This window comes from Thalassoglobus sp., assembly GCF_048270125.1.
In the GTDB taxonomy this organism is placed as follows: Bacteria; Planctomycetota; Planctomycetia; order Planctomycetales; family Planctomycetaceae; genus Thalassoglobus.
Genome location: NZ_JBLWTN010000003.1, coordinates 43,180 through 69,139 on the forward strand (window position 1 = coordinate 43,180; position 25,960 = coordinate 69,139).

Below are 25,960 nucleotides of genomic sequence, written 5' to 3' on the forward strand. Positions count from 1 at the left end.
CCTGTAACACTTTCAACGTCCGGCAGCTTCAGCCGAAACTGCGCAAAAACTGCCGATCTCAGTGGTTGCGTGAGCGTTTATTGATGCGTCCAGGTGCGTTCAGATGAGTTACGACTCTGTCAGTCGGCTGAATCGTCCCTGTTCGAGAAAATGCAGCGACTGTTCGAACACCGCTTTGCGAAAAATGACGATCCCATGTGGGCCGGGCATGGTGGTGAAGTCTGTTTCACTTGAGATGTGCGTGCATTTCACATCGATGAGATAATCCGGAGCCGAAGCAATGACGCCTGTCTCGACGGGCATCTGCTGAGACATTCGGTTCACGAAGCTGTCTGGAGAATCGGCAAGTTCTTCGACAACGGGTAGAAAACGTCTGCAAACTTTCCCCATTCGACTGGCGACATGCGAGCCCTGATTCGGCGGCGTGAGCAGGACGACACGCCGCAATTTGGGGAATTTTCGCTGCTGAACCAAATACCGCGTCAGGATCGCTCCCAGGCTGTGACCGACAATCGACAGTTCGCAGTCATCTGGCAACGCATCGTGAAATTGTTGGCAGCGAAGAATCGTTTTCTCTGCGATTTGGTCGATCGATTGAAAGAAGCTGCGATATCCAAAATTCAAAGTGAGATACCCTTTATTGCGAAACCGCCTCTGCAGGACCCACATCGCAGCGCTGGGATTTAAGAGACCGTGCAAAAGTATCACAGCCTTCGCTGGGCGACCGGTGGGATCAACTTGCTCTGTGGTCATCTCGAATCTGCCTCGGTAGAAGTAACATCAACCAGAGACTGTAGGCATCGCATCAAGAAGTTCCATTGTCCCTCATCCAGAGCATCTTTCGAGCTGGTGTACAGATTCTGCCTCGTGGCGAGAAGCAATTTTATTGATGAAACGTGTTCTTCACGGGCACACGGTAGAACAAACTGCTCTATGTTCCGCCGAGCCGGTTGAACCGGCCCGGCGGAACGATATTGCAGAATTGAACCTGAAACCTGAATTTGCTCTCTGATTCGCTGAGAGCAGAGACGATTTCGCTAGTTTCCGGGCTGGCTCTATTTTGCGCGGGGGTTCTTCTTGTAGTACAGGCGACCATCTTCGGCTCCGACGAGGAGGTCGGGGATGCCGTTTTTGTCCCAGTCGACGGTGGTGGGGGATGTGGTATGTCCCGCGAGGCGGCGGGAATCCATTTTGCCCATGTCCTTGAACCAGACAGTCCCATCTTCGTCGGTGCGGACGTTCTTAAGGAAGTTGACATTCTCGCTGTTGACGAGCAGGTCTTTGCGGCCGTCTCCGTCCCAGTCGACAAAGTGCAGTTTCCGGCGTCCACTTCCTCCGGCGTGACTGGCATTCAGTCGCAGCAGTCCATCTTTCTTTTCACCAACAGCACGATGACGCGCATCGAATTCACAATTTCCTTCCATCTTGAAAATCCGTTCCGGGGCTTTCAGGAACAGTTCATCCCCTTTTTTTGCTCGTTCGTAAAAGGCGAGATATCCTTCGTGATCGAGCATGACTAAATCGGTCAGACCATCGTCATTCCAGTCGACTGCAGTGGGAGTCGTTCGCCATTGTGTAGCGATCTGTCCATTCTTGGGTGTCCACCAGGTCCATTGAGGTTTTGGTGCGTCACCGTTCCACTGAGCTTTCACATCATGAGTGAAGAACGTGTGGTGATCGCCTTGTAGATGGACTCTGACTTTTCCCCAGATTCCATTTCCGATGATGTCCAGACGTTGATCATTGTTCCAGTCAGCGATACTAATCGTCGAGTAGCCCCATTTCGCTTCGCATGGTCCTTGAATCGACCCTTTCGGTCCAGCTTGATATCTCAAGTCCTCAGTGATCGGGGTTCCGCCACTTTGAAACTTCGCTTCCTGGATCAGTTTGATCGGAGCAAACTTTGGCGTCTCTCCTCCGCCCAGATTTTCAAAGTAGCCGATATGTCCGGCTGTGTTTCCGCAAATAATGTCTTCATCGCCATCGCCGTCCCAGTCAAACCCGACAGGCGTGATCAGGGCTCCGAACTTGACGTCGTGTGCGATTTGCTGGAAGTATTGAGGGCGACCAAAAAATGGTGTGAGAAGAGTTCTTCGTAAGTGGTCTTTTCGCTCTTCGGATGGAAGTTTCTCGAAATCAGAGAACCGCTCGATGAATGCAACACGACCATCTTCATCACCAGAGATGAGGTCGATGTCTCCATCGCCATCCCAGTCGACAGCGACGGGTGTAATCATTTGCAAGTCCATGTGGATACGATGCTGGGTCTCAATCTTCTTCGCATCTTTTTGTTTTGCACCCAGGACCACACCCTCACTCAGCTCAGGTTTTTCGCGTGTGCCGGTATTCTCGAACCATGTAAATCCATCCATGAATTCTCCACAGATCAAGTCGAGGTCTCCGTCGCCATCGAAGTCTGCAAAGTTCGGGCTGGGCATGCCGTAAACATCGACAGGTTTGCCACCTGCCTGAATCTGAACAGGCTTGGCCCATTTGGGTTTTGGACCGAGTGATTCCGGCCATGATTCTTTCTCGGGAACGGACTTCCAGACTGGAGTCTCAGAGGATGATGTCGCGAGGTTTTCTACGAGGTAGACATATCCATGCAGCGGACCGTTCTTCCAGCCACCTTCTTCATCCCAGGCATCGTCCCAGCCGTAATCGTCCCAAACTCCGATTCCGACAATCAGGTCCAGATCACCATCGTTTTCCCAGTCGACGAGTTTCCATTGATTGGCACGTGTCCTTTTGAACTCTAAGTCGAGCTTACTCGGGACACCCAGGTTGACTGATTTTGAATATTGATTCTTCGGGAAGTCGAGATAGATCCGTCCCGGTGAAGAAACGATGGGTGTGTCATTGAAGTAGCTGATCTGGACATTCGACATTTTATCAGCGATGCGGACTGCCGGTTTGAAGATCGGCGTGCTGTTCGCCGGCCCGGTTCCGGTCCCCGGATTTTCGAAGAAGTAAGTACCGGAATAAGGGTAATCGGGACAACTGACGACGAGATCGAGGTCGCCATCGCCATCGTAGTCCATCGGCAACGGCCAGGCCCACAGGCCGACTCCTAGATCGACGATCAGGTCGGGGTTGTTGTACTGAATCGGTTCCAACTGATCTTCACCTGAAACGGCTGCGGGGACAATAAGCAGGAGAATCAGGAGTAACGAAGTGCGTATGAAAGTCATCATGTCTCACTCGGTCGTGTTCTGAGGAAGAGTTCTCGAAAGATGCTACAGAGCCATGACTGTAGCGAATTCTATAACAGAAGTTAAAGAACGAGCGACGAAGAACTTTTTGTGGGGCATCCGAGAAATGCCGGGGCTGTGTTCGCTTGGAGAGCCTGCTTCCCTCAGGAAGAGGGCCATTTGGGGGCCAAGGTTGTCGAAAGCACACCAGTTTCTTGTTGATATCGATTTGCTTTCAACGTGCTGGCAATCTTTCGGTTTCTCTCGGCGCTCTCTAAACTCCTGTGGCACTCTGCAAGTCTGTTCGGATCAATGAGGAAGAATATCTCTTGGCGGAATTCCTTGAGCTCAATGGCGTCGAAGTTGTCGATACGTTTGCCGAAGCGTTTCCGATGAAGGGGACGCGCGCCATTATCACAGCTGTGTCGCCACGTTGGGCGGGGATCGCAGCTGCGGAGATGTCGGGATATGCGACAAGCGTCATTGCGTGTGATGCGGAAGTTGCTGTGGAGCGGCAGCTCAGCCCGGACGAAACTCCGGACGGACGTCCAGGTGTTTCGGTGCTCGCTTTTGGGTTCGACCGGGATTCGCTTGCGAGTGCGGTTCAAGGTCGCATCGGCCAGTGTGTGCTCACCACACCTACAACCGCATGCTATAACGGAATTCAGGATTGTCCCAAAGAGAAACAAATTCAAGTCGGTGGTGCGATTCGCTTCTTTGGTGATGGTTTTCAATTTTCAAAGCAGCTCGGTTCACAGCGATTTTGGCGCATCCCAACCATGGATGGCGAGTTTCTTTGTGAAGACCGCTTCGGAACCGTCACTGGAGTTGGCGGCGGAAACCTGATTTTATGCGGAGACTCACAAGCGAACACCTTGCACGCAACGGAAGTTGCGGTTGAAGCAATCAGCAAGTGCCCGGATTCCATTCTCCCTTTTCCCGGTGGAATCGTCAGGTCGGGGAGTAAGGTCGGTTCGCAGTACAAGAAGTTGAGGGCAAGCACGAACGAAGCATATTGTCCTACTCTTCGTCCACTTGCGGAAAGTGAACTCCCTGACGGCTGTAATGCCGTTTACGAAATCGTTATTGATGGCCTTTCCCCCGAGGCGGTTCAAAACGCGATGCGGGCGGGGTTACATTCTGCGTCGTCCTGTGAGGGCGTGTTGAGGATCACCGCCGGCAACTACGGCGGGAAACTCGGAAAGCATCATTTTTACCTTCGTGACTTATTGTAATGAGCATGTCTACTCTCGATTCGGAATCGACCTCAAACCAGCCATCGCGAATGATTGGCTGGTTTGCATTCTTTTTGCTATTCAGCTTTGTTGTGCTGATCACTGCGAAACTGCTCGGCTCAGGGGCACTCAAAAGTGCTAACGACCGCTCTCGCTGGTGTGCTGTCTATTCTCTTGTGGAAGAGAACACGTATCAGATTGACAAAATTCAGGCCCAGCCGGGATGGGGAACCATCGATATCGTGCGGCACAACGACCACTTCTATTCCACGAAGCCTCCGCTGCTTCCGAGGTTGGTCGCGGAAATTTATCGTGCCGTGAAAGCGGTCACCGGGATGAACTTGCTCGACAATACCGAAGCTGTCGCTCGCATTATCCTGTTCATCATCAACATCATTCCAATGACCATTGCGATGTGGCTGATGTTCAAGTTGATACGCACCTATTGCGACAATCTCTTCTGGCAACTTTTCTTGATGACAGCCACCTGTTGGGGAACGCTGCTGGTTCCATTCCTGGCTGTCTTTAATAACCACACCATCGGAACGACGTTCATTATCTATTCGTTGTATTTAGCGATAACGATTGTTGCTCAGGAGAAAGAGAGTTGGTGGCGGTTTGGTTTGTGCGGTTTGTTTGCAGCTTTTGGTGTTTGTAATGAGCTCCCCGCAGCTGCGTACGGCTTGGGGCTGTTCTTTATTTTGTTGAAGAACAATCCGAAGAAAACGCTGCTCTGCTTTGTGCCACTGGCACTGGTTCCGATCGGTGGATTTTTCCTGACGAATTACCATGCGACCGGCGGGTGGAAACCGTTCTACATGTTCTATGGGACTGAGAAGTATCTATTTGTCTTCGAAGGAAAGCCTAGTTACTGGCTTGACCCTCAAGGCATTGATCAGGGGAAGGACTCTTTCCCTGTCTACTTGATGCACTGCCTCGTTGGGCACCACGGTATCTTTTCACTTTCGCCGATCTATTTGCTCACCCTCGGAAGTTGGTTGACCTGCTTCCTGTGGTGGAAGTCGAAACTGCGTCCGTTTCACCTATTAGGACTGGCGCTCACGTTTATTGTCATCGCGTTTTATATGACGAAGACCGACAACTACAACTACGGCGGGGTGAGCGTTGCCTTGCGGTGGACGCTGTGGCTGACCCCGTTTTGGCTATTGGCGATGATTCCGTTCCTGAACCGGTGCGGAGAGAGCTGGTTTTTGAAAGTTCCGGCGTTAGTGTTCTTGGCGGTCTCTCTCTCTTCTGCCTGGTATCCAGCGAACAGCCCTTGGACTCAACCCTGGTTATACAACGTGATGGAAGCCCGGGGGTGGATTGACTACTCCGTCCCCCGGCCAAAGTTTGATCGCAAAGTCTATTCCTGGATCGGTGAGATCCCGGAAGGAGAGAAACAGGATGACTATTGGGTTGAGCTTCAGACCGAAGCTTACAACGGAGAGACACTGATTATTCGGCTCCAGGATTCAGGCCCGGCCGAAGGGGGCAATCGACTTATTACTGTGACCCGCAATGATGAGGAGAAAGAGTATCTGTTCTCTCGCAAATCTCTAGAAGCTGGGTTGCCGCCCGTCACGTTTATTCACAATCGCGATGGCTCGCAAATCTCAGAAGATGATCAAACATTCTTCCGAGGAGTCCCGAAGCGACGACCATATGCCAGCTCCAGAATTCGTCATGTCAAAACGAAAGTGCGGACAGATGCGTTCAAGTCGCATGTTGGATACACACATACCGATGTCGCGAACAGTGCAGGCGTGATCCACCGCTATCAACGCGATGTCTGGTTCAGCGACGAGGTCCCATTTGGTGTCTTTCAATTTGAAGATCGTGTCCTCGATCCTGATGGGAAAAATGTCATCAGCCGACACGTCTGGGGAATCCGGGCTGCGGGGAAATTTCTACCTCGGAAATAGGTACAGTGAGTCAAGTGTAAAATGAGCTCCTCATTCAGCAGCACTGCAGGTGCTGAGGATGCTCTATTCTGCAGCTGATTTAGAAAAAAAAGCCCCGTACATTGATTCAATGTACGGGGCTGGTTTGACTGGGGTGAACTGTCTCATGGAGATGAGTGATTCATCACATGAAAACCACTCTTCATGGACACAAGAAACACTAACGTGTTCTTGCTTATTGGTTGATGATCACAGTTCCGCCACTTGTGTTGTTAATGACAGGGGTATTCATGCCATTGTCGAAGATCATATTGTTCAACACATCCAACTCATTGATCTCTGCATTATCGGAAGCGTTAATCGTAATTGCGTTGGTCATGTTTCCAGAGATGCTGTTGAAGGTGAAAGTACTGTCACGAACAATTGCATCACCACTGACGTTCAGACTGATTCCGTCGACAAGCGTATCTCCCGCGATGGTATCAGAAGAGTAGTTGATCTGTGTGATGGTCACAGTCGACTCGTCGAGTCCGCTGACCATTTCCTGGAAGGTCCAGAAAGTCTTATCGTTAATTGGATCAACAACAGTTGCACTGTAGTCGCCCCAGCGATTTCTACCAGAGCCATCAAAGACTTCGTAAATATTCACTCCGTTCTGTAGGACCACAGGAGCGTTGAAGGTCATCTGGCCGTTCTGAGTCTCTCCAAAGACAGCTGCTGTGCTGGCAAATTGTCCCGGTCCGGTGAGCGTCATTCCGATCACAGCCTGCCCATCTTCATTGATTGCAATAGATGGGTAGATCATATCGAGACTTGGGTCTTCGAGCGTTCCAGATTGCAACACGGTTTGCGTTGCTTCATCAATTTGATACCAGCGAACGCCATCTGTTCCGCTGTCAGTGAGAGTTCCGTGAACACCCCAAATCGTTCCATTAACTTTGACTACATTCCCGGTAATACGTGAATTGTTGTAGTTGAGGGGAGCTGCATCAAACGGTTGGTTGCCCCCTTGTGGAGATTGGTAGTTGTCAACAAAGATCTCAGTTGTCCCTAGAAGCTGTGCATTGTTGGTTCCTGTATCAGACAATTCTGTCAGGTAAAGTCTGTTTCCAGCTCCTCCGTTTGTCGCGAGGAACGAAGCTTTTCCGTTTGAAGCTCCGAAGTCCACAACCGGCTGAAGAGTAAATCCGAAGTCGCTGGCGTCCAGGTTTTCAAAGCGTGTAATATTGGATGCATCGGGAACAGCGGCGATCAAGTCAGCTTTCGGGATCGAATAAATCGAAACATCTGCAAAGCCGCCAATGAAGTTGTTCGTTGTGATGTAGAGTCCGTCTGCATCGACTGCGAGTGTGTCGTAGTCGTTGAAGCGAATGTTTCCAAGGGTGTCACCCACAAAGCTGACAGACTGGAATCCGTCGGTAGGATCTTCGGTATTCGAAACTGCAACATAAATCGTGTTTGGGTTTCCACCATCAATCGCAGTCACAAACCATCGATTTGACGCCGGATCGTAAATGATACGTGGGTCAAATTGTGAATTCGGTGGAGCACCCGCGAGCGTCCAGAACTGGTCTGGAGTCAGGCTGAGCAAGAGTGCTCCTGTCGTTTTGTTGAACAGTGCGTATTCATTGTTTGTGACTTCAACAATATGATTGATTCCGACCGCACCCATTGTGTCTGGTGGAATGCGTTTTCCAGGTCCAGAAGCATCTCCGAAGATTTCCAGCCCCTTGGTGAAGCCTGCAATGCGACCGTCTCCATCGATGATGTTCTCATCCACATGAAGTTCAAAGTCTGCAGTTCCGGACAAGTCGATCTGAAGGTTCGTGTCTAGATTACTGACAAGGTCATTGTTGTTCAGGTTAATGACATTGGTGGTGTCAGAACTGTCTGAACTGATGTGCATTCCGTAGACATTGTTTGCTCCGAGAGTGTTCTCCGAGGCGGTGATGTTCCAGTCGCTGCCGTTGGTTAATTCGATGACCACTCCGTTTTCGTTGTTCAATGAAGTAACATTCAGAATATTTGCATCAACCACGTCGGAGTTGTCTGCGACGATATTCAGGCCGTTAAACCCTGCTCCATTGTCACTGAGATCCACGCCATCGATGTTCAGACCAGTCAGGTTTGTATCCAGAAGCTGAATGTTTACTCCGTGACCGGCGTTTCCGGTGAGAGCCGTTGTCCCATCTCCAAGGACTTCGATTCCTCCGGTGACAACGTCCTGCATCTGGATTCGTACTCCATCGCGTCCACTTCCAGTGACTTCACCAGAAGTCGAGATCACTGCAAAGCTAGCTCTGTTGATGTCTACGTGGATTCCATCCGTGCCCAAGACTTGGCCATTGTCCTGGAACACGTTCTCGCCTTCCCCGAGGAGGACGATTTCATCAATGTCTGTTCCAGAAACATCAACCCCACTCCCGTCGTTCATTGACGCAGTGACTGGTCCAATTCCACCAGATCCAAAGCTTGCAAAAAGTGAGCCGTTGTCATTCGCAGAGAATTCAAAACCGTGTAAGGAGTTCGAGTTCGAGTCGGTAGCGTCAACCAGAAGAACAACTTCGGTGTTCAAGTCTTCCGATGAAGCTTTGACTCCGCTGAACATTCCAGAGGTTCCGTTCGATGAGAAGTCTGAGTTGATCAGGTCGGCACCGACAAGGGCACCCCCTGTTCCAACGACATTCAATCCTTCTTCACCGTTCATGACCGAGGTCAGGTTGTCGGCTGTCAGGATTGCCGGAACTCCGGGACCTGAAGCATCAAACTGGACACCTTTTGTCCCGTTCCGACTGGTGGAGACGGTGTTCAGGTCGAGGAATAGTGCTGCGTTGTTCATTCCGAATGGCATTGAAGCGTCAATACCGGCTCCGGCGTTGTCGTCAATCGTTGTGTTGGCAATCGAGGCATCGACAACAGAATCAACTCCCGTTGCTTCGATAGTGACACCGGTGGCTGCTCCGTTAGAAATTGACCCACCGTCCCATTTCGTGGTGACATCAGCACCGGTCGAGGCTCGCCAGACAACGTTGCCCTCAGCGGCCATATTGTCAGCAGTGACATTTGTGAACGTCAGGTCTACAGTCGATTTCTTTGAGGCATCAACCTGAATCGCGTTGCTTCCACTATCGCTGAAGTTTCCATTTGTGAATGTACCGGTCAAGCTTGATTGATCAGTGACTTTCAGGTTCAAGCCATCATTGACAGCCCCGGTCGCATCGAAGCCTGCATTGACTAATGTTCCGAAGTCGAGCGTCGCGTTTGATCCACTTTCAACGACACCGGCAATGGCATTGTTCATGCTTCCGGTGATGTCGACATCGATGAATGTCGCATTGAGTGTTCCTCCATTCGAAGCGAGGAACTCATATCCATTGTCGGTTGCGTTAATGATGCTGGTCGGGTCGACGAAAACATTGAGAACAGTCATCGCACCCAGTGCATCGGTTTGAATGTTGTCGTCACCATTCATTTCGAGAGTGCTGTCGATGACATTCAAGTTGTAATTGGAACCGGCAGATGCGATGGCCTGTAGACCATCGACACCGTTTCCACTTGAGTTCAGTGTTGTGAACGTTGTTGTTCCTGTGGCGTTGACCAAATTTTGCATGACGCCGTTTCCAGCGTTGCCATCTGTGGTTACGTTGTCTGCCGTTCCTGTCAGGTCGGCACTGTCTGCATGGAGTCCAAGCGCCTGTGTCGTGGTGTTTGCCACGGTGACATTGTCGATGTCAAAAGTGATGTTGGCGCCGTTCGCCTCGACAACAACCCCATTTGCTCCCTGGTTGACCATGACCGTATCCATCGCGAGATCGAGCGGATCGCCAGTGGTGTTTGTGACACGAATTCCGGTTCCGCCATCAGCGAGATCGAAATCGATGTTCGTCAGGAATCCGACACCACTTGCGTTAGTGATGTTGATTCCGTTTGTCATTTCGTCTGAGTGAATTCGCTCAATCAGGAAGCTGTCAATGTCGGTTCCGACGATGCCATCAGTCCCGGCGAGGTTGAATGAACTGACGACGTTCCCGCTTGCCAGTGTGACAATGGGCATTCCTGCATCAGCTGCTCGCAAGGTCGGTGAGAGACCACTTGTTTGATCGAATGTGTCGGGAAGCTGAATGACACCAAGGCGATCGGTATCCACAAACTGTGCGAAACCTTCACCCAAGAGTTGTTGGTTATCCAGTAGAGTGATGTTTCCGAGTGTGTCACCCGCACCAAATCGGACGAGGAACAGGTCGGCATCAGGATCAGTTCCTGGCAAGTCGCCTCTTGGATCTTCAAATGTTCCCACGCCACCTGGGTTGGTGTTGTCGATGTGGATGATGTGAATTGGATCCATTGTTCCAGGCTTGTTGAGAGCAACTGGGATCTGTTCCAGTTCAACGCTGGTTTGAATCGGCCAGGTTCGTCGAACCTGATCGTAGCGTCGATCAGCTGTGAAGCCTGACTGAAAGCGAGTTGGCATGGTTCCGCGGAAGCGAACTTCAACACCCAGGTTCAAGTTGGTTCCGAATTTGTCATCGTTGCTGACGATAAAGTTGAGGTTCACGCCTTCCATGAAGCGTGCTTCAGTCCGTGAACGAACCCCTGTTGTTGTGTCATCATCAAAGAGAAGCTGGTACACGCCCAGGTAGGTTCGTAGCCAGTTCTCTGCGAGTGGAACTGGTCCACCCCCTTCAAGGTCCCAACCGTAGTAAGCCCGTTCAAAGGCTCCGACTCCGGCAGTGACCAGGTGGTTTTCAAGGAAGGAAACATCAGTACCGGGGTCAACCACGCGTACGAAGTTTTCACGTTCGTCGATCGGGATGTATCCATTGGAACGGATGTCAAAGATGGGGTGCAGATATTCAAATCCAGTGGTGATCTGTCGGTATCGGTTTTCATTGGTCGAATCAAAATCATCGTACCAGCCATGAACACCGAGAATTCCACCACCAACCTGGCGACGATATCCACCCCCGACGTTATAACCGAGGCGACCATGATCGGTGATCATTGAGTGAACTTCACCGAAGAGATGTTGGTCGAAATTTTCCCACAATCGAGTACGAACACCAATTCGCGAGAAGCCTTCAGCGTGACCGACTCCATCCCCCACAACTTTGTTGAACAGGATGTAGTTCCCACCATCTCGAGATAAGAAGGCAGAGCCGCTGACGTCGTCTAGGTAGACAAGCCCATCGGCGTTGTTGATCACAACCGGATCCTGACTGGAACTGACTTTCGCCAATCCAAGCGATACCAGACCAAGGCAGAGCAGGCCGACCCTTCGAGTCCAATTCATGAGTCTCTCCAACAGCCACTCGCAAGTGGGTTCTTCAGTCAATCTAAGTATGTGACACCACTGCCAAATCATGGCGATGATTGCACCCCCTCACACAACTCTCCGATCTCATTCCGTCTTGACACTTCCGACGGACACAGCGCGGAGTCTGTGCATTCTTCTGAATCTTCGGCGTATTCGTATCGTGCGGTTGAGTGAAACTGTGACGGTTCGACTGAAAGGTGCGGTGAAACCGTTCGGAGCGATTGTTTCGGCAGAGGTTGAGTCGACCTGTTTTGCGCAAAGCCCCTGGACTCACGAGCCTGGAGGCAACAGAAGGGAAGTTTTCCAGCAGAAACTGCCGCTCAGAATGCAAAGTTCAAGCAATTGAGATTTTCAGACTTCGCAAAAAGATTCAAAGACGACTGGTGTGAGATGGCCTGGAGAGGATTGGAGATTGAGCGACCGAAAGTGCGAATCTACCAGGACTTACAGTCGTCGATTGCATCTTTCGTGTTTGTGACCCGGTTCTGCCTCGTGGCGATCGGCAACTTCACCGGCGAAGCGGGTACTCCAGAGACGCAGGTTAAAGCACAGCCATCTCATAGGGCATGTTTAAGGTTTATCTGCAGTCATCTCGCTGCATCTTTGGCAGTCATTGAGCCTCCCCGGTGACTCATCGGAGGCTTCAGGGGGCACTGAAGATCTACGTGAAACATGCTCTTGCCCCACCCCAAGCTGTTGAGGCGATCAGCAGGCTTGCAACCAGTTCGGAAACTTGTGGAATGGTCGCTGTTTTCAATATTTGAGGGCAAATTCAGGTTGCAGGGTCAGTTCTACATCTCCTGAAGTTCACACCAGCGGTCTTCAGCCTCAGCGAGTTCCGCCTGAACTGAGGTCAATTCTGTGTGGACTTTCATTGCTTCCCCGGGGTCGGGAGTGTTGGCGAGTTTGTCGCTGAGTTCCTTCTTTTTGTCATCCAGACGGGCAATTGATTTCTCCAGTTTGGAGATCTCTTTTTGCAAACGCCGCTCTTCTTTCCAATCGCTTTGCGATTTCTTTTCTGGTTGAGCAGTCAGCGTCGTCGGAGCTGTTTTGCTTTTCGCGTTTCGCTCTCGTTCTCCTTCTTCGATCTCTTTATTGACGGAGTAGAGGTACGCTCCGTAGTCGCCACCGTAGTTGCGGACATGTCCGTCACGGACCTCGATCACTGAGGTTGCCAACGATTGCATGAAGTGCCGATCGTGGCTGGTGAAGATGACCGTTCCCTCGTACTTTTTCAGTGCTTCGGTTAACGACTCAATCGTTTCGACATCGAGATGGTTCCCCGGTTCATCGAGAATCAGGACGTTGTAGGTTCCGAGCAAAATACCCGCCATACAGAGTCGAGCCCGTTCTCCTCCAGAGAGTACGGAGATTTTCTTTTTAGTGTGCCCGCCGCGAAAGAGCATCGACCCAGCTGCAGCCAGAAGCTCCTGCGTTGTCGTTCCAGGTTTGGCTTGGTAATCGAGATAGTCGAGGACTGTTTGGTCTGGAGGGAGAGTGCTGTAAACGTGCTGAGCGTAGACTCCGATTTCGCAACCGAAGCCCCATTTGACCGTCCCCTCAATTGGTTCCAGCGAATCGACCAGCGAGCGGAGCAGGGTTGTTTTTCCCTGACCGTTATCTCCCACAATGGCGGCTCGCTCACCATGTTCGATTTCAAGGTTGATATCACGGGCGACGATATGGTCCGGGTAGCCAATCGCGAAATGCTCACATCGGACTGCTGGTCCCTGTCGAGGTTCAACGCGGGGGCAACGAATGTTTGCGATCGCTTCATCTGCTTCGATTTCAATCGTTTGCAGCCGTTCGAGCTGTTTACTTTTCGATTTTGCCTGACTCGCAGTACTGGCGTTGGCTCGGTTTTTGTCGATGAAGCGTTTGAGTTGTTTCTGCTTCGCTTCCACTGCGGCATTGATCCGCTCATCGTGTTCACGACGCTCCTCACGATACTCCAGAAAATCCTCAATGGGACCGGGGTACATCGTCAGCTTACCGCGTGAGAGTTCCAGAGTGTGTGTGCAGGTTTGTTCCAGAAAGGATCGATCGTGTGAGACAATCAGGCAGGCTTGATTGAAGTTCCGTAAGAAGTGTTCCAGAAGAATTTGCGTACGCAGGTCGAGGAAGTTCGTCGGTTCGTCGAGCAACAGAAGGTTTGGCTCGTGGAGCAGCAGAGAGGCGAGTTTTACGCGAGTTTGCCAACCTCCCGAGAGTGCCGAGATCGGCCCTTCCAGGTATGCCCCTTTCAGTTCAAATTGACCCGCGACCGCTCCACATTTCCAGTCAGGCTGGTTGGAATCCCGCATCAGGAAATCCAGAGCCGATTCCCCAGGCAGGAATGGATCGTGTTGCCTCAAGTAGCCGACGTTCAAGTTCGGACTTTGAACGAGTTCACCGCTGTCGAGCTCTTCAGTTCCTAGCAAAACACGTAGAAGTGTCGACTTGCCTGCACCATTTCTGCCGACGAAGCCAACCTTCACATTCTCGTACAGGGTCACGTCAGCATCGTCCAGTAACAACTGGTCACCGTAACTTTTTTCCCCTTTAATTAATTGCAGTAAAACAGACATTCTTCAGCCGTGAGAGATTAAGTTGTGTTTCGTTTTTTCATGAATGGAGCGAAGTGTCTTGTCAGACTTGAGTGACACATCGCAACAGTCAATCCGCATGCTCTCTGGCACGCTCGCCGGTAGACGGCCACCTGTTAAATCAGGTTGGATGAACCAGTAGTCTATCAATTGATCGGCGTTTGGGAATGACAGATTCCACAGAAGGCATTCGTGTTTCTGATGGTCGCGAAGAACATCTTTCGCTAGGAAAAACACTGGATAAGACGAGTCGGGACGTCGCCATCATTTCTACGAATGCTGTGGAGCAGTTCTAAAATTAATTTTTACTATTCGTGTCGTACTGAGACTTTCCTGCAGTAGTCGACACTGAGTGGCATCGGCGCTTCTACTGAGAGACGCCTGAGTGTTCAGACTCCTGATTCATTGGATTTCACGTAGCGAAACGCCTCAGCAACCGGGGGAGGTTCGTTCGGTCGGGGAAGTGCTGATTGGCTCATCGCGCTGCGACTGATGATCTCAAAGATCGCCAACGGAATAATCCAGTTGATCCAGGCGGGCAGGGCATTGGTCCACTCACTTTCCACGCCACTGGTTAGCAACGCTCCACCAACGACCCGTGTGACAACCGCGGAGCAGAGCAGGACATAACAGCGCTGCATCCAGAGTCGGTGCAAAGGGAAATTCCTGTGCACAGCGAACCACCATCCGAGAGCTGCGCTGAGTCCTGTGACTATTGAAAGCGTCGCAAATCCAAGTTTCACAGTGAGATCAGATTGGGCATAGAAGGCCATCCAGAATCCACTGGGAACCAGAAGAAGGAGTATCAAAGTGACTTGAACTTTTCCGATCCTCGAGTGCCAGCGGCGAAACCGTATGCGGAACCGATCACTCAACAGAAGCATTCCGAAAATTAAAGTGATTGGGCCTGTCAGAATGTGGGTGTAGAACGCCCACTGATAACTTCCATAAAACTCTGGCTTTCGCCCGATCAGGAAATCGGCGGAAAAATTTGGCGGGAAGTAATCGACATAAATCGTGACGATTTTGGCAGTAACAACCAGAATGAGCAGACAGACCATTCCCCGCAGGCATTTCAGAAGCGGAGACCGGTCAAGATACGGCATCTGTCGTACTCACGCATATCGATCGTTTGAGGGCACTTAATTCAAGTCGGTCAACTCAAAACGGGAAGACCACTCTTGATACGTCGGAAATAGTGTGGAACGCAGAGAAAAAATTCAGAACTCAGGGCAGCTTCACGAAGGTGGCCGACGAAATTCATGAAGATGCCTTCTCGCTATTCGCTGCGGCCTCGGACCCGGCAAGGTCTGCGAAGCCTTTTCTCAGGTTCATTTGAAGCATATTTCATTAGGAAATCTTCACAGCAAAGGGAACAAACAGGCTGAGGATCGGGCGATGATACCCTCAAGTTTCATTCTCCTCATTGCCGACGGATCAACATCCCGTTATAAGTTTCGCTGTTTTCTCTCCTTCGTGCTCACCAACGTGCTATGTCCACAGACGAATCCAACGAACCTCTCGATACTGTCCCACCTGAATTTGATCAGGAAATTTCTGTCGGCACAGAAACACCTCCGAAATCTTTGGGGGCAACGCTTCTGAAACTGGGGCCCGGGTTGGTGGTTGCGGGGAGCATTGTTGGGTCAGGCGAATTGATCGCCACGACAAAAACCGGGGCAACAGCGGGAATTGCTCTCTTGTGGCTGATTATCATCGGCTGCCTGATTAAAGTTTTTGTGCAAATTGAATTGGGTCGCTACTCGATCATCAATGGTGAAACGACCTTGAACGCGCTGAATCGCGTCCCGGGGAAGATTGGAAAAGCCAATTGGATTATCTGGTTCTGGTTCTTCATGATGATGGCGGGGATCTTGCAACTCGGTGGAATCGTTGGAGGAGTCGGGCAGTCGATGGCCATCGCAATGCCGATCACCGGCGATTTTGTCGAAGCGATAGCGCTTCCTGATGCCGGAGAAATTAAATTCTATAACGACTGGAACGACGATTTTGAAAATGGTCGTCTGAAATTCAATGAGCTACCTGTTGAGGAACAGGAGCGAATTCAACAAGGTCATGACCGCATCGGGATGGCTCTCAGCGAGATCGGCGAACGGGGAACGGCAGCCATCGCGGTCGTTCGAGCTGGTGAGAAAATTGAAGACCCTTGGACTCTCGATGACCGAATCTGGGCGACACTCGTCGGTCTCATCACAGTCGCGTTGCTCTATAACGGTCGCTACGGAGTGATTCAATCGATCTCGACCGTACTGGTGATCTCGTTTACGTTTCTGACGATTGGAAACGTGGTCGCGTTACAAATGACTCCTGACTGGAGCCTCTCTGGGGCGGAATTGATGAAAGGTTTTTCTTTCAGCTTGCCTAATCAGGGAAATAAATGGGAATCACTCGGGATTGCTTTGGCGACCTTTGGGATTATTGGTGTCGGGGCCACGGAACTGATTACCTATCCGTACTGGTGCATCGAAAAGGGGTACGCCCGCTACACCGGAAAGCGGACCGATGATGATGCATGGGAGAAGCGAGCACGTGGTTGGATGCGTGTGATGCACTACGATGCGTTTCTTTCGATGGTGATTTACACACTCGCGACAATGGCATTTTTCATTATGGGTGTCGCTGTCTTGTATCGAGAAGGCCGCAACCCGGACGGCATGCGGATGGTGAGTACACTCTCTTCGGCTTACATCCCAATTTTCGGAGAGTACGCAAAGTGGATGTTTCTCAGTGGGGCCATCGCTGTGTTGTACTCAACGTTTCTGGTTGCGACCGGTGGTCATGCTCGAATGTATACCGATGCCCTGAAGATCTTCGGGTTCATAGATCGCAATGACCAGAAAGCCCACAACCGGGCATTGTCGACATTCTGCGTCATCATTCCCGTCACTTGTGTGGCGTTGCACTGGACGGGGATCAATCCGGTTCAGGCAGTTCTCATCTCAGGGATGATGCAGGCGACCATGCTTCCGATGATCGGGTTCGGGGCACTTTATCTTCGCTACACGGCATCTGATCCACGGCTCATGCCGAGCAAGGCTTGGGATATGATGCTGATCGTTTCATTCCTCGGGCTTCTAATTGCCGGCGTCTGGGGAGTTTATCTGCAAGTCGCAAAGCTTCTTTAGACGAGTTTAGAGCAGTTTGCTGTACCTGTGCCCGTGAAGAACACGTTTCACCAGTGAAATCACTACTCGCCACGAGGCGGAGCGTGAGCGTCAATTCGAAAAATGCGATCAGCCTGTTTGAACAGTGCTGCACAATTAATTTCACCCCGCACTTGAGATGAGTGGTGAACCACAATTGCCTACTTCACGTCATCGGTCGTCATGGTTCCATCAATATCGCGGTGCAGTGACTCGTGCGGGTTCTCGTCTCGCAGCACTTCTGGTAAGCGGTGAGAACGGACGTTGTCGTAGCACTCCAGAGATGCGAATCGACGAATCGACGCAGGAATTCCGACAGCGGTGAATCCGGGATGTCCGGTCGCTGGATAAGGTCCTCCATGGTTCATCGCCGGGCTGACAGCGACACCGGTCGGCATTTTATCGTTAATCAAACGGCCGACATGTCGGCGAAGCTCTTCGGCGATGGAATCGTAGAGCGCGTCATCTTTTCCTTCAGTGTCTGAATAGATACAGCCGGTCAGATTCCCTTCCAGCAGTTCAGCAATGGCGAGCATTTCTTCATCCGAGTCAGCGACCACAATCAGCGAAGCATTGCCGAACGCTTCTTGCTGATGGCCAGCAGGATTTTCGATGAAAGATTTACCAGTTGCTCGCAAGAGTGTGTTTGCGTAGGAGCACCGGTTGGCATCCGCCGGTTCATTTCCAGTGACGATCTGCGCTCCGGTCTGTTGGATGGCAACAATTCCGGCCCGCAAGCTTCTCGCAACTCCTTCTCCGAGCAGTGTGCCAGCGGGGGTTGCTTTAAACTTTGCTGCGACCGCATTGATGAATTCTTCTGCAGAATCACCTGCTTTGACAACAACAAGGCCGGGGTTGGTGCAAAACTGACCCGTTCCCATCAGGCAACTGCCAGTAAACTCATCGACAACTTCGCTGAAGCGTTCTTCGAGAGCTCCCGGCAAAATGAAAACCGGGTTGATACTCGAAAGTTCGAGATAGATCGGATTCCCCCCTCGATCGGCAGCTTCTTTCAATACAAGTCCTGCATGTCTCGATCCGGTGTAACCAGACGCTCCCAGTTTTGGATGAGCGACGAGCTTGGCTCCATCTTCGTGGGATGTGCGATAGATCAACTGAATGAACCCGGCCGGCAGGCCAGATCGTTCGCAAGATGCCTGAGCGATTTCGGCGAAAAGTTGAGTCGTTCGAGGATGCGAGGGATGTCCTTTGGCGATGACCGGATTTCCAGCAGCCACCGCTGCTGCAAAGTCTCCTCCGGAAATGGAATTGAAGGCGAGTGGGAAGTTGTTCGGTCCGAAGACCGCCACAGGCCCGATCGGACCGAGCATGGACCGGATGTTCGTTTTGGTATCAATCGTCGGGAGTGACCAGGTTTGGTTGCGGGCAGCATCGGCAGCCTGGCGGAGTTGGTCAAGCGTTCTCACCATTTCGCCATCTTTCAGGCGTGGAGAAACAGGATAGCCGGTTTCGAGGTGAGCAGCTTCAACGATTTCGTCGATCCTCAGTTCAATCTTTGCAGCGTACGCTTCCAGAAAATCAGCGAATCGCCCCACTGGATAGGAACGAACCGTTTTGAATGCAGCGGCAGCGGCATCAATTGCTTCTTCCACTTCAGACCAGGGGCTGACCGGATAAACTTCGCTCAGGGTTTCCTTGGTCGCTGGATTGATCGCCTGAAAAGTTTCCGTTCCGGTCGAGGCTCGCCACTGTCCATTGATCAAAACTGGTTGTGAAGTCATCATGAAATCCGCTATAGAGACCTTGATTGTTGTCGAACTGTAGATTAACTGTCGCAGTCACTTTTTTCGAGGCTGTCTTTTTGAATCGTGGTTGCCCTCTTGAGAGCAATCAGAAGCGAATGGGTACAAACACTGATGAAAATTCTTGTTACGGGCGCTGCTGGATTTATTGGATTTCATCTGTCTAAAGCCCTTTTAGCTCGTGGGGATGAGGTTGTTGGCCTCGATATCCTCAACGACTACTACAGTGTGGAACTGAAGCAGGCACGCCTCGATGTTGTCTCTTCACATGAGAATTTCACTTTCGAAAAACTCGATCTGACAGATCAAGCTGCAATTGCTGCTCTGTTCGAAAGGGAACAGTTCGATGCTGTGGTCAATCTCGCTGCTCAGGCGGGGGTTCGTTATTCCCTGACAAATCCTCATGCTTACATGGCAAGCAATATCGATGGATTTCTCAACGTTCTGGAAGGTTGCCGACACAATCAGGTGAAGCATCTGGTGTATGCCTCCAGCAGTTCGGTTTACGGAGCCAATACGCAGATGCCGTTTTCGGTGAGCGACAACGTCGACCATCCGGTCAGTTTGTACGCGGCATCAAAGAAGGCCAATGAGTTGATGGCTCACTCGTACAGCCATCTCTACTCGCTTCCGACAACAGGCCTGCGATTCTTTACGGTCTACGGTCCGTGGGGACGTCCTGATATGGCGTTGTTTCTGTTCACAAAAGCGATTCTGGAAGGGCGTCCGATTGATGTATTCAACAACGGGCAGATGAAACGCGATTTCACTTACGTCGACGATATTGTTGAGGGGATCGTTCGGACAATCGACTGCACTGCGACTCCGAACCCGGATTGGAATGGTGATACTCCCGATCCCAGCAGTTCCAAAGCTCCATTTCGGCTGTACAACATCGGAAACAGTCAACCTGTTGAATTAATGACGATGATTGAAGCTCTGGAGAAATATCTCGGCAAAACCGCTCAAAAGAACATGCTGGAGATGCAGCCAGGCGACGTTCCCGCGACCTACGCAGATATCGAGGCTCTCGAAAAAGCGACTGGATTCCACCCATCAACTTCGATTGAAGAGGGAATTTCGCGATTCGTCGATTGGTATCGAGAATTCTACAAAGTGTAAAAGTCGATCATATCGCATTTCTCAAATCTGTGATCGGTTCAGGCTCGTGACACCCAGCAATTTCGCAGGTGAAACTCGCTCTGCCCGGGGATCTGACGACACGTGCGTCTGGTAGAGTCATCTGCTTTGTTAGAACGTCCTGTCAGTACGCATTTCAGTAAGCTTGATGTGCCAGGTTCAAGAAGATCACTCCTGTGACCCTTGATCACTCGAACCCTTGTCGCTCAATCCCTATCCTTCCCATGATCCATGCGATAATTTCGAAACCCCGGGGATGAAGACGTGTCGATTATTGTACAGAAGTTTGGCGGAACCAGTGTTGCCAACGCCGATAAGATTCGAGCTGCCGCGAAGAGAGCCGTAGCTGCAAAGCAGGCTGGACATCAAGTGGTGATGGTCGTTTCTGCTCGTGGAAAGAAGACTGACGAGCTTGTTCGGCTCGCTGCTGAGATGTCTGAACATCCCGCAGCTCGGGAGATGGATATGCTTCTCTCAACGGGAGAGCAGGAATCGGTTTCTCTGATGGCAATGGCAGTCCATTCTCTTGGAGAGAAGGCGGTCAGCCTGACCGGTGGGCAAATCGGTATCATTACCGACTCGACATTTTCTCGAGCTCGGATCGAGTCAATTTCGACAGATCGAATCCGCAAACATCTTGATGCCGGTGAGATCGTCATCGCCTGTGGGTTTCAAGGGATTGATCCCGAGATGAATATCACGACTCTCGGTCGTGGTGGCAGCGACACAACTGCAACCGCATTGGCTGCTGCATTGCAAGCTGACGAATGCCAGATCTACACCGACGTTGAAGGGGTCTTCACGACGGATCCGCGTGTGGTGAGCGAGGCTCGAAAAGTTTCGCTCTTGGCTTACGATGAGATGCTTGAATTGGCGTCTCTTGGAGCCGGGGTCATGCACTCTCGCTCGATTGAATTCGCCAAAAAGTTTTGTGTTCCACTTCGTGTTCGTCCTTCATTCGACGAAGGTGAAGGGACGCTGATTGCAAATACGGGTGAGCAACGAATGGTGGCCGGGCTGGCACTCGCACGCAACGAGGCCCGTGTGACTCTTGCCGATCTGCCCGACCAGCCGGGTGTGACGAGCTGCATCTTTGCCTGTATGGCGAAACGGAAAATTCCTGTCGACATGGTCGTGCAGAACGTCGCAGTCGACGGCAAAGCGACCGTCTCATTCACTGTTCAGGAAGGGGAGTTGGCAGACACACTGACCGCAGCTAACGAAGCCATCAAAATTCTTGGTGCAGGGACGATTCGCAGCGGGACAAACGTCGCGAAGCTTTCGGTCGTCGGTGCTGGAATGCGAAACCATTCAGGTGTCGCCGCTCAGATGTTCCATATCCTTCTGAAGAAGGGGATCAATCTGCAAATGATCACCACGAGTGAAATTAAAATTTCTGTTCTGGTGGAACGTGATCGATGCGACGAGGCATTGCTGGCAGTCCATGAAGGATTTTGTATGGAAACCGCCGGGCCACAAACGCCGGAAATTGGCATTCAACAGAAAACGAAATCACCTGAGTGTGATCAAAGCGAAGACCAGTTGCTTTCGCGAATTGTCAGCAAGCTTGCCAAGATGGAAGACATCGTCGTCAGCGAAGTTCAGCTCGATGAAAGTCAATCTCGCGTTACTTTGCATCATATCCCGGATGTTCCTGGAACGTGCTCCGAAATTTTCACGACCGTCGCCAACAAAAATATCATGGTCGACATGATTGTCCAGAATGTGAGCGACACCGGTCATGCTGAAGTTTCGTTCACAGTGCAGCGGACCGACTTGGAGAATTGCTTGAAGCTTGTTGAAGAACTCGCTTCCAAGTGGGCTGACGCAACAGTGAGTTACGAACCAGAGATCGGCAAGCTGACCGTTGTTGGAATCGGATTGCGAACTCATACCGGCGTGGGTGAAAGAATGTTCAAAGCCCTCGCCGATGCAAATATTAACATCCAAATGATCAACACCAGTGAAATTCGGATGAGTGCCGTCGTCGCCGCTGATCAAGGCAGAACAGGTTTCGAAGTCTTGAATAAAGCTTTCAACCTTGTTGAAGAGGCGTGAATTTCCTCTTAAGACTCGTTTGGTTTGATCATCTCAATCATCCCTCGAACCCGCTAACAAAGAGGCGGGATCGTTTTGCATCATGATGGAAACGGATTCGGTCCTGACGAATCCGTTGTTTGCTGCGGGTGATCCGATACACTGGAATTCGGAGGCTCTCGCAAGATCGCCGAAAGTGTTGTCCGAGATTTGAACGACGATCACGAGCGCTGGTTTTGTAAGAGCGAATTTGTGTCGAAGATTTTTCACAGCGTGGAACTGTCCCAAAGCAGGCTTCTACATTTTTGAGAACGATCTTAATGACACAGTTCTCCGGACCGGTCCAAGTTTTGTCTCGCCACCCTTTCGTAAGCTGAGTTCTGAATGAATCAAAACGCGAATGACGCTCCCCTGACCGACGGAAACGCCAAAATAGACGCCAGTGAAATGGAAGCACAGGCGATTCGCGGCCTGGCATCTGCGTATTCACGCATGCGCGAGGAAATTGGCAAGGTCATCATCGGTCAGGAAGATGTGGTTGATCAATTGTTGGTCGCCTTGTTCAGTCGAGGACATTGTCTGTTAGTTGGTGTTCCAGGATTGGCAAAGACTCTCTTGGTCAGCACCGTTGCCAGTATTCTTCAACTGACCTTTCGTAGAATTCAATTTACGCCAGATTTGATGCCGTCCGACATTACCGGAACCGATGTCCTGCAGGACGATCCGGAAACCGGTCATCGCAGTTTTCAATTTATGCAGGGACCGCTCTTTACGCACATCTTGCTCGCAGACGAAATCAACCGGACTCCGCCGAAAACACAGGCGGCATTATTGGAAGCGATGCAGGAACGGCATGTCACGGTCGGTTCGAATACCTATCGCTTGCCGAGTCCGTTTTTTGTGTTGGCAACACAGAATCCTATTGAGCAGGAAGGGACGTATCCTCTTCCCGAAGCACAGCTTGACCGTTTCATGTTCAACGTGATGGTCGACTATCCGACAGCTGCCGAAGAATTACGAATTCTGAAACAGACAACCGGCAGCCACACTCCCGAGCTTAAACCGGCGCTGACTGGTCAGCAAATTCTGGCGCTTCAGGAAGTCGTTAGAAAAGTTCCCGTGGCAGAACATGTCTTCGTCTATGCTCGCGACTTGGTTCGCGCGACGCGTCCGAATGAAAAAGATGCTCCCGGATTCATCAAGAAATATCTTTCTTGGGGCGCTGGTCCCCGTGCGGGGCAATATCTCATTCTAGGTGCCAAAGCACGTGCAATTCTGGAAGGCCGCTTCCACGTGACGACCGATGATGTCAAATCAGTGGCTGTTCCGGTCATGCGACACCGAATTTTGACGACCTTTCAGGCGGACAGTGATGGAATTTCTCCAGACGATGTGATCCGAAAACTTGTTTCACACGTTAAAGTGGAAGTGAAGGAAAAAGCGAAACAGGCCAAGTATTGAGTTCACTTTTGAAGTGTGGAGAGCGAGGAGTCTCTCCAAATTCCTTCCGCCGTATTTTCATTTCTCCGTTGTTGCATGCTTTGTGGTAGTTTTTTTATCGAGTTACCATTGAAAACACGGAAGTACCTCATCTCTGCTCAGTCGAGAATTTCATGACCAGTTCTGTTGCTGATCGAGAGCTCATTAAACGAATTCGTGCCGGCGAAGAGAAAGCCTGGCAAGAGTGTATTCAGCGATACGAAGGGCGTTTACAGGCGTTTGTGCAAAGCCGCGTCGGCAATCGGGCGACGGCTGAAGATGTTGTACAAGATACGTTTCTGGGGTTCCTGACGGCTCTTCCCAACTTTGATGAGACGAAAAAGATACAGTCTTTCCTGTTTGCCATCGCAGCGCACAAGCTGACTGATGTCCTCCGGAAAAATGGTCGTCGACCTACGCTGCCACTCAATGCTGGCCTCAGTTCTCAGGGAGAGTACGACCCTGTCGGGCGCGAACGTGTCGCATCAAGTATTGCCCGCAGTGTTGAACGTAAGACAGGGGAAGAAGAAGTTCTTGCGGATTGCCTGGAAGGATTGATTCAGCAGTGGATGCAGAATGGCGAATTTGAACGCCTGAAATGCATCGAGTTACTTTTTGTTCGTGGCTTCCCCAACAAAGAGGTTGCTGACTTGCTGAACATCAGCGAGCAAGCAGTAGCCAATCACAAATACTTCGTCGTGTCCAAACTGAAAGAGGCAGCGACGCAGTTCTCCTCAAATTTTGACTTCGATATGTTCGGAATTCCTTCGGAGCCATAAGCAGTACGAACCCGAAAGCTGCTTAAAGGCCGCCCGGTTCCTGCGAAGTCCCGATTCAATCCTTGTCGATTGTGGGGGAAGGGGCATTTCAGTGACCGTCAATGAGCGGCTGCGTCTGGACTGTGGTTGAGTTCAGCTTTACATGTTTTTACTTCCCATGTTACCTTATACTCTCCTTAGAACGTGACGTTCCCCCGATTTCGCTTCTGACGATATGCCCTCATGATGGATCGAATGATTCACCAAAAATATCAACTAAGACTCCGCAGGAGATCATTGATCTTGCTGTTTGTGAGTGTTGTCTCGGTCTCTCCAGGGCTCATGGCTGCGGACTCGGCGGTCATTGGTGAACTGATCACGAAGCTGGGAAGTTCCTCATTTGTGGAGAGGACAGAAGCACGTCGAGAACTGGCCCTCTCTGCAGCTGACAATCTGGAGGCTTTGGAACAGGCAGCTCTAGCTGCCGACCCGGAAACCGCACAGCGTCTCGTGGAATCACTGGAGCATGTCTTTCTGAAGGATGACGGAGAAGTTGGCGAACATGCTGAAGAGATACTGCAGCACCTTGCCAGATCAGGTGGTGCGGCGTCCGTCCCCGCTGGGCTTGTGTTACAGGGAAACGCGAGGTTACGTGAATCGAGAGCCCGAATTGCGTTGGAGAAACTCGGCGTTCAGTTCAGCTACTTCTCCCCATTTGCAATTTCGAATGGACGGGAAATTTTTGCTCAGAAAGCCGCGATTCTCCCTGAGATTGGCGTCGAACTCGGCCCTGCAGCTGTTCTGCATTCGATTTTCATTCATGAAAACTGGTCCGGGACAACCGAGGATTTGTGGCATTTTACCAGACTTTCGAATCATCGAGATCTCGCCATCTATTCGATCAAAGGGAACAATGTTGAAATCAACGATTTGTACCTTTTAGCAAGAGAGCTCCGAGGGCTCACCATTCAGGAACGAGGAGCTTGCCTGGGAGTGACCTCGAATCCATTCCCCAGCCCGTGCCAGGTGGGCGAGGTCGCTGAGGATGGCCCTGCAGACAAAGGGGGATTGGTCGCCGGAGACTATGTTTTCGCTGTTGATGAGAAACCGATTCGAAGTTTTCCACACCTGGTTCTTACTCTGCAGGATTACAATATTGGCGATGAGGTCACGTTTACGATCAATCGGAATGGTGAAGAGCTTAAGAAGCAGATCAAGCTCGGCTCATGGCGAGAAGCTTCCTTCAACCGAGATAAAATTGTCGACACTCCTCCTCCTGTCGTTGGTCCTCTCGGAAAATTGCCTGTAGAGAAACCAGCACCCAAACCTAAGGACGCGGCAGGCAATTCTCCAGACAACCAGCCGGTCGAACCAACACTTGTTCCGTAGG

15 protein-coding genes are annotated in these 25,960 nt (G+C 51.1%); 9 read left to right on the top strand and 6 right to left on the bottom strand.

What is annotated here, in order from left to right; translation table 11 throughout:
• Positions 1 to 108 precede the first annotated feature (108 nt).
• Complete coding sequence (locus ACN0YR_RS04705) at positions 109 to 753, bottom strand: esterase/lipase family protein (protein ID WP_417848041.1); 645 nt, start codon at positions 751 to 753, stop codon at positions 109 to 111.
• A gap of 302 nt (positions 754 to 1,055) precedes the next feature.
• Positions 1,056 to 3,194, bottom strand: coding sequence for an FG-GAP repeat domain-containing protein (locus ACN0YR_RS04710; protein WP_417848042.1), 2,139 nt, complete (start codon positions 3,192 to 3,194; stop codon positions 1,056 to 1,058).
• A gap of 326 nt (positions 3,195 to 3,520) precedes the next feature.
• On the opposite strand from ACN0YR_RS04710, the gene fhcD reads away from it, so the two are divergent.
• Entirely contained in the window at positions 3,521 to 4,426 is a 906-nt protein-coding gene (gene fhcD / locus ACN0YR_RS04715) for a formylmethanofuran--tetrahydromethanopterin N-formyltransferase (protein WP_417848043.1), read from the top strand.
• A 5-nt stretch (positions 4,427 to 4,431) separates the two neighbouring features.
• Positions 4,432 to 6,351, top strand: a complete 1,920-nt coding sequence (locus ACN0YR_RS04720) for a hypothetical protein (RefSeq protein WP_417848044.1) — start codon at positions 4,432 to 4,434, stop codon at positions 6,349 to 6,351.
• Between the two features lie 214 nt (positions 6,352 to 6,565).
• Here the strand turns inward: ACN0YR_RS04720 and ACN0YR_RS04725 are convergent, their stop codons facing one another.
• Positions 6,566 to 11,620 carry an inverse autotransporter beta domain-containing protein gene (locus ACN0YR_RS04725; protein ID WP_417848045.1) on the bottom strand — a complete coding sequence of 1,685 codons (5,055 nt, stop codon included), beginning with the start codon at positions 11,618 to 11,620 and terminating at the stop codon, positions 6,566 to 6,568.
• 815 nt (positions 11,621 to 12,435) lie between these two features.
• Positions 12,436 to 14,211 (bottom strand): ABC-F family ATP-binding cassette domain-containing protein, encoded by a 1,776-nt coding sequence (locus ACN0YR_RS04730; protein ID WP_417848046.1) that lies wholly within the window; start codon positions 14,209 to 14,211, stop codon positions 12,436 to 12,438.
• Positions 14,212 to 14,396: 185 nt separating this feature from the next.
• Between ACN0YR_RS04730 and ACN0YR_RS04735 the strand changes: the two genes are divergently transcribed.
• Positions 14,397 to 14,525 carry a hypothetical protein gene (locus ACN0YR_RS04735; RefSeq protein ID WP_417848047.1) on the top strand — a complete coding sequence of 43 codons (129 nt, stop codon included), beginning with the start codon at positions 14,397 to 14,399 and terminating at the stop codon, positions 14,523 to 14,525.
• A 93-nt stretch (positions 14,526 to 14,618) separates the two neighbouring features.
• Here the strand turns inward: ACN0YR_RS04735 and ACN0YR_RS04740 are convergent, their stop codons facing one another.
• The gene (locus ACN0YR_RS04740) at positions 14,619 to 15,335 is read right to left on the bottom strand and encodes a DUF2306 domain-containing protein (RefSeq protein ID WP_417848048.1); all 717 of its coding nucleotides are present in this window, start codon (positions 15,333 to 15,335) and stop codon (positions 14,619 to 14,621) included.
• Between the two features lie 387 nt (positions 15,336 to 15,722).
• On the opposite strand from ACN0YR_RS04740, the gene ACN0YR_RS04745 reads away from it, so the two are divergent.
• The gene (locus ACN0YR_RS04745; protein ID WP_417848049.1) at positions 15,723 to 17,375 is read left to right on the top strand and encodes an Nramp family divalent metal transporter; all 1,653 of its coding nucleotides are present in this window, start codon (positions 15,723 to 15,725) and stop codon (positions 17,373 to 17,375) included.
• A gap of 179 nt (positions 17,376 to 17,554) precedes the next feature.
• On the opposite strand, the gene ACN0YR_RS04750 is transcribed toward ACN0YR_RS04745, so the two are convergent.
• Complete coding sequence (locus ACN0YR_RS04750; RefSeq protein WP_417848325.1) at positions 17,555 to 19,135, bottom strand: aldehyde dehydrogenase (NADP(+)); 1,581 nt, start codon at positions 19,133 to 19,135, stop codon at positions 17,555 to 17,557.
• A 135-nt stretch (positions 19,136 to 19,270) separates the two neighbouring features.
• Here ACN0YR_RS04750 and ACN0YR_RS04755 point away from each other — a divergent pair, with 135 nt between their 5' ends.
• From ACN0YR_RS04755 to ACN0YR_RS04775, 5 genes are all read left to right on the top strand, one after another.
• Positions 19,271 to 20,278 carry an NAD-dependent epimerase gene (locus ACN0YR_RS04755; protein WP_417848050.1) on the top strand — a complete coding sequence of 336 codons (1,008 nt, stop codon included), beginning with the start codon at positions 19,271 to 19,273 and terminating at the stop codon, positions 20,276 to 20,278.
• Positions 20,279 to 20,560: 282 nt separating this feature from the next.
• Positions 20,561 to 22,354, top strand: a complete 1,794-nt coding sequence (locus tag ACN0YR_RS04760) for an aspartate kinase (protein ID WP_417848051.1) — start codon at positions 20,561 to 20,563, stop codon at positions 22,352 to 22,354.
• A gap of 363 nt (positions 22,355 to 22,717) precedes the next feature.
• On the top strand, positions 22,718 to 23,794 hold the full coding sequence (locus tag ACN0YR_RS04765; protein WP_417848052.1) for an AAA family ATPase: 1,077 nt from the start codon (positions 22,718 to 22,720) through the stop codon (positions 23,792 to 23,794).
• A gap of 152 nt (positions 23,795 to 23,946) precedes the next feature.
• Complete coding sequence (locus ACN0YR_RS04770; protein WP_417848053.1) at positions 23,947 to 24,591, top strand: RNA polymerase sigma factor; 645 nt, start codon at positions 23,947 to 23,949, stop codon at positions 24,589 to 24,591.
• 234 nt (positions 24,592 to 24,825) lie between these two features.
• Positions 24,826 to 25,959, top strand: coding sequence for a PDZ domain-containing protein (locus ACN0YR_RS04775; protein WP_417848054.1), 1,134 nt, complete (start codon positions 24,826 to 24,828; stop codon positions 25,957 to 25,959).
• The last annotated feature ends 1 nt before the right edge of the window (position 25,960 follow it).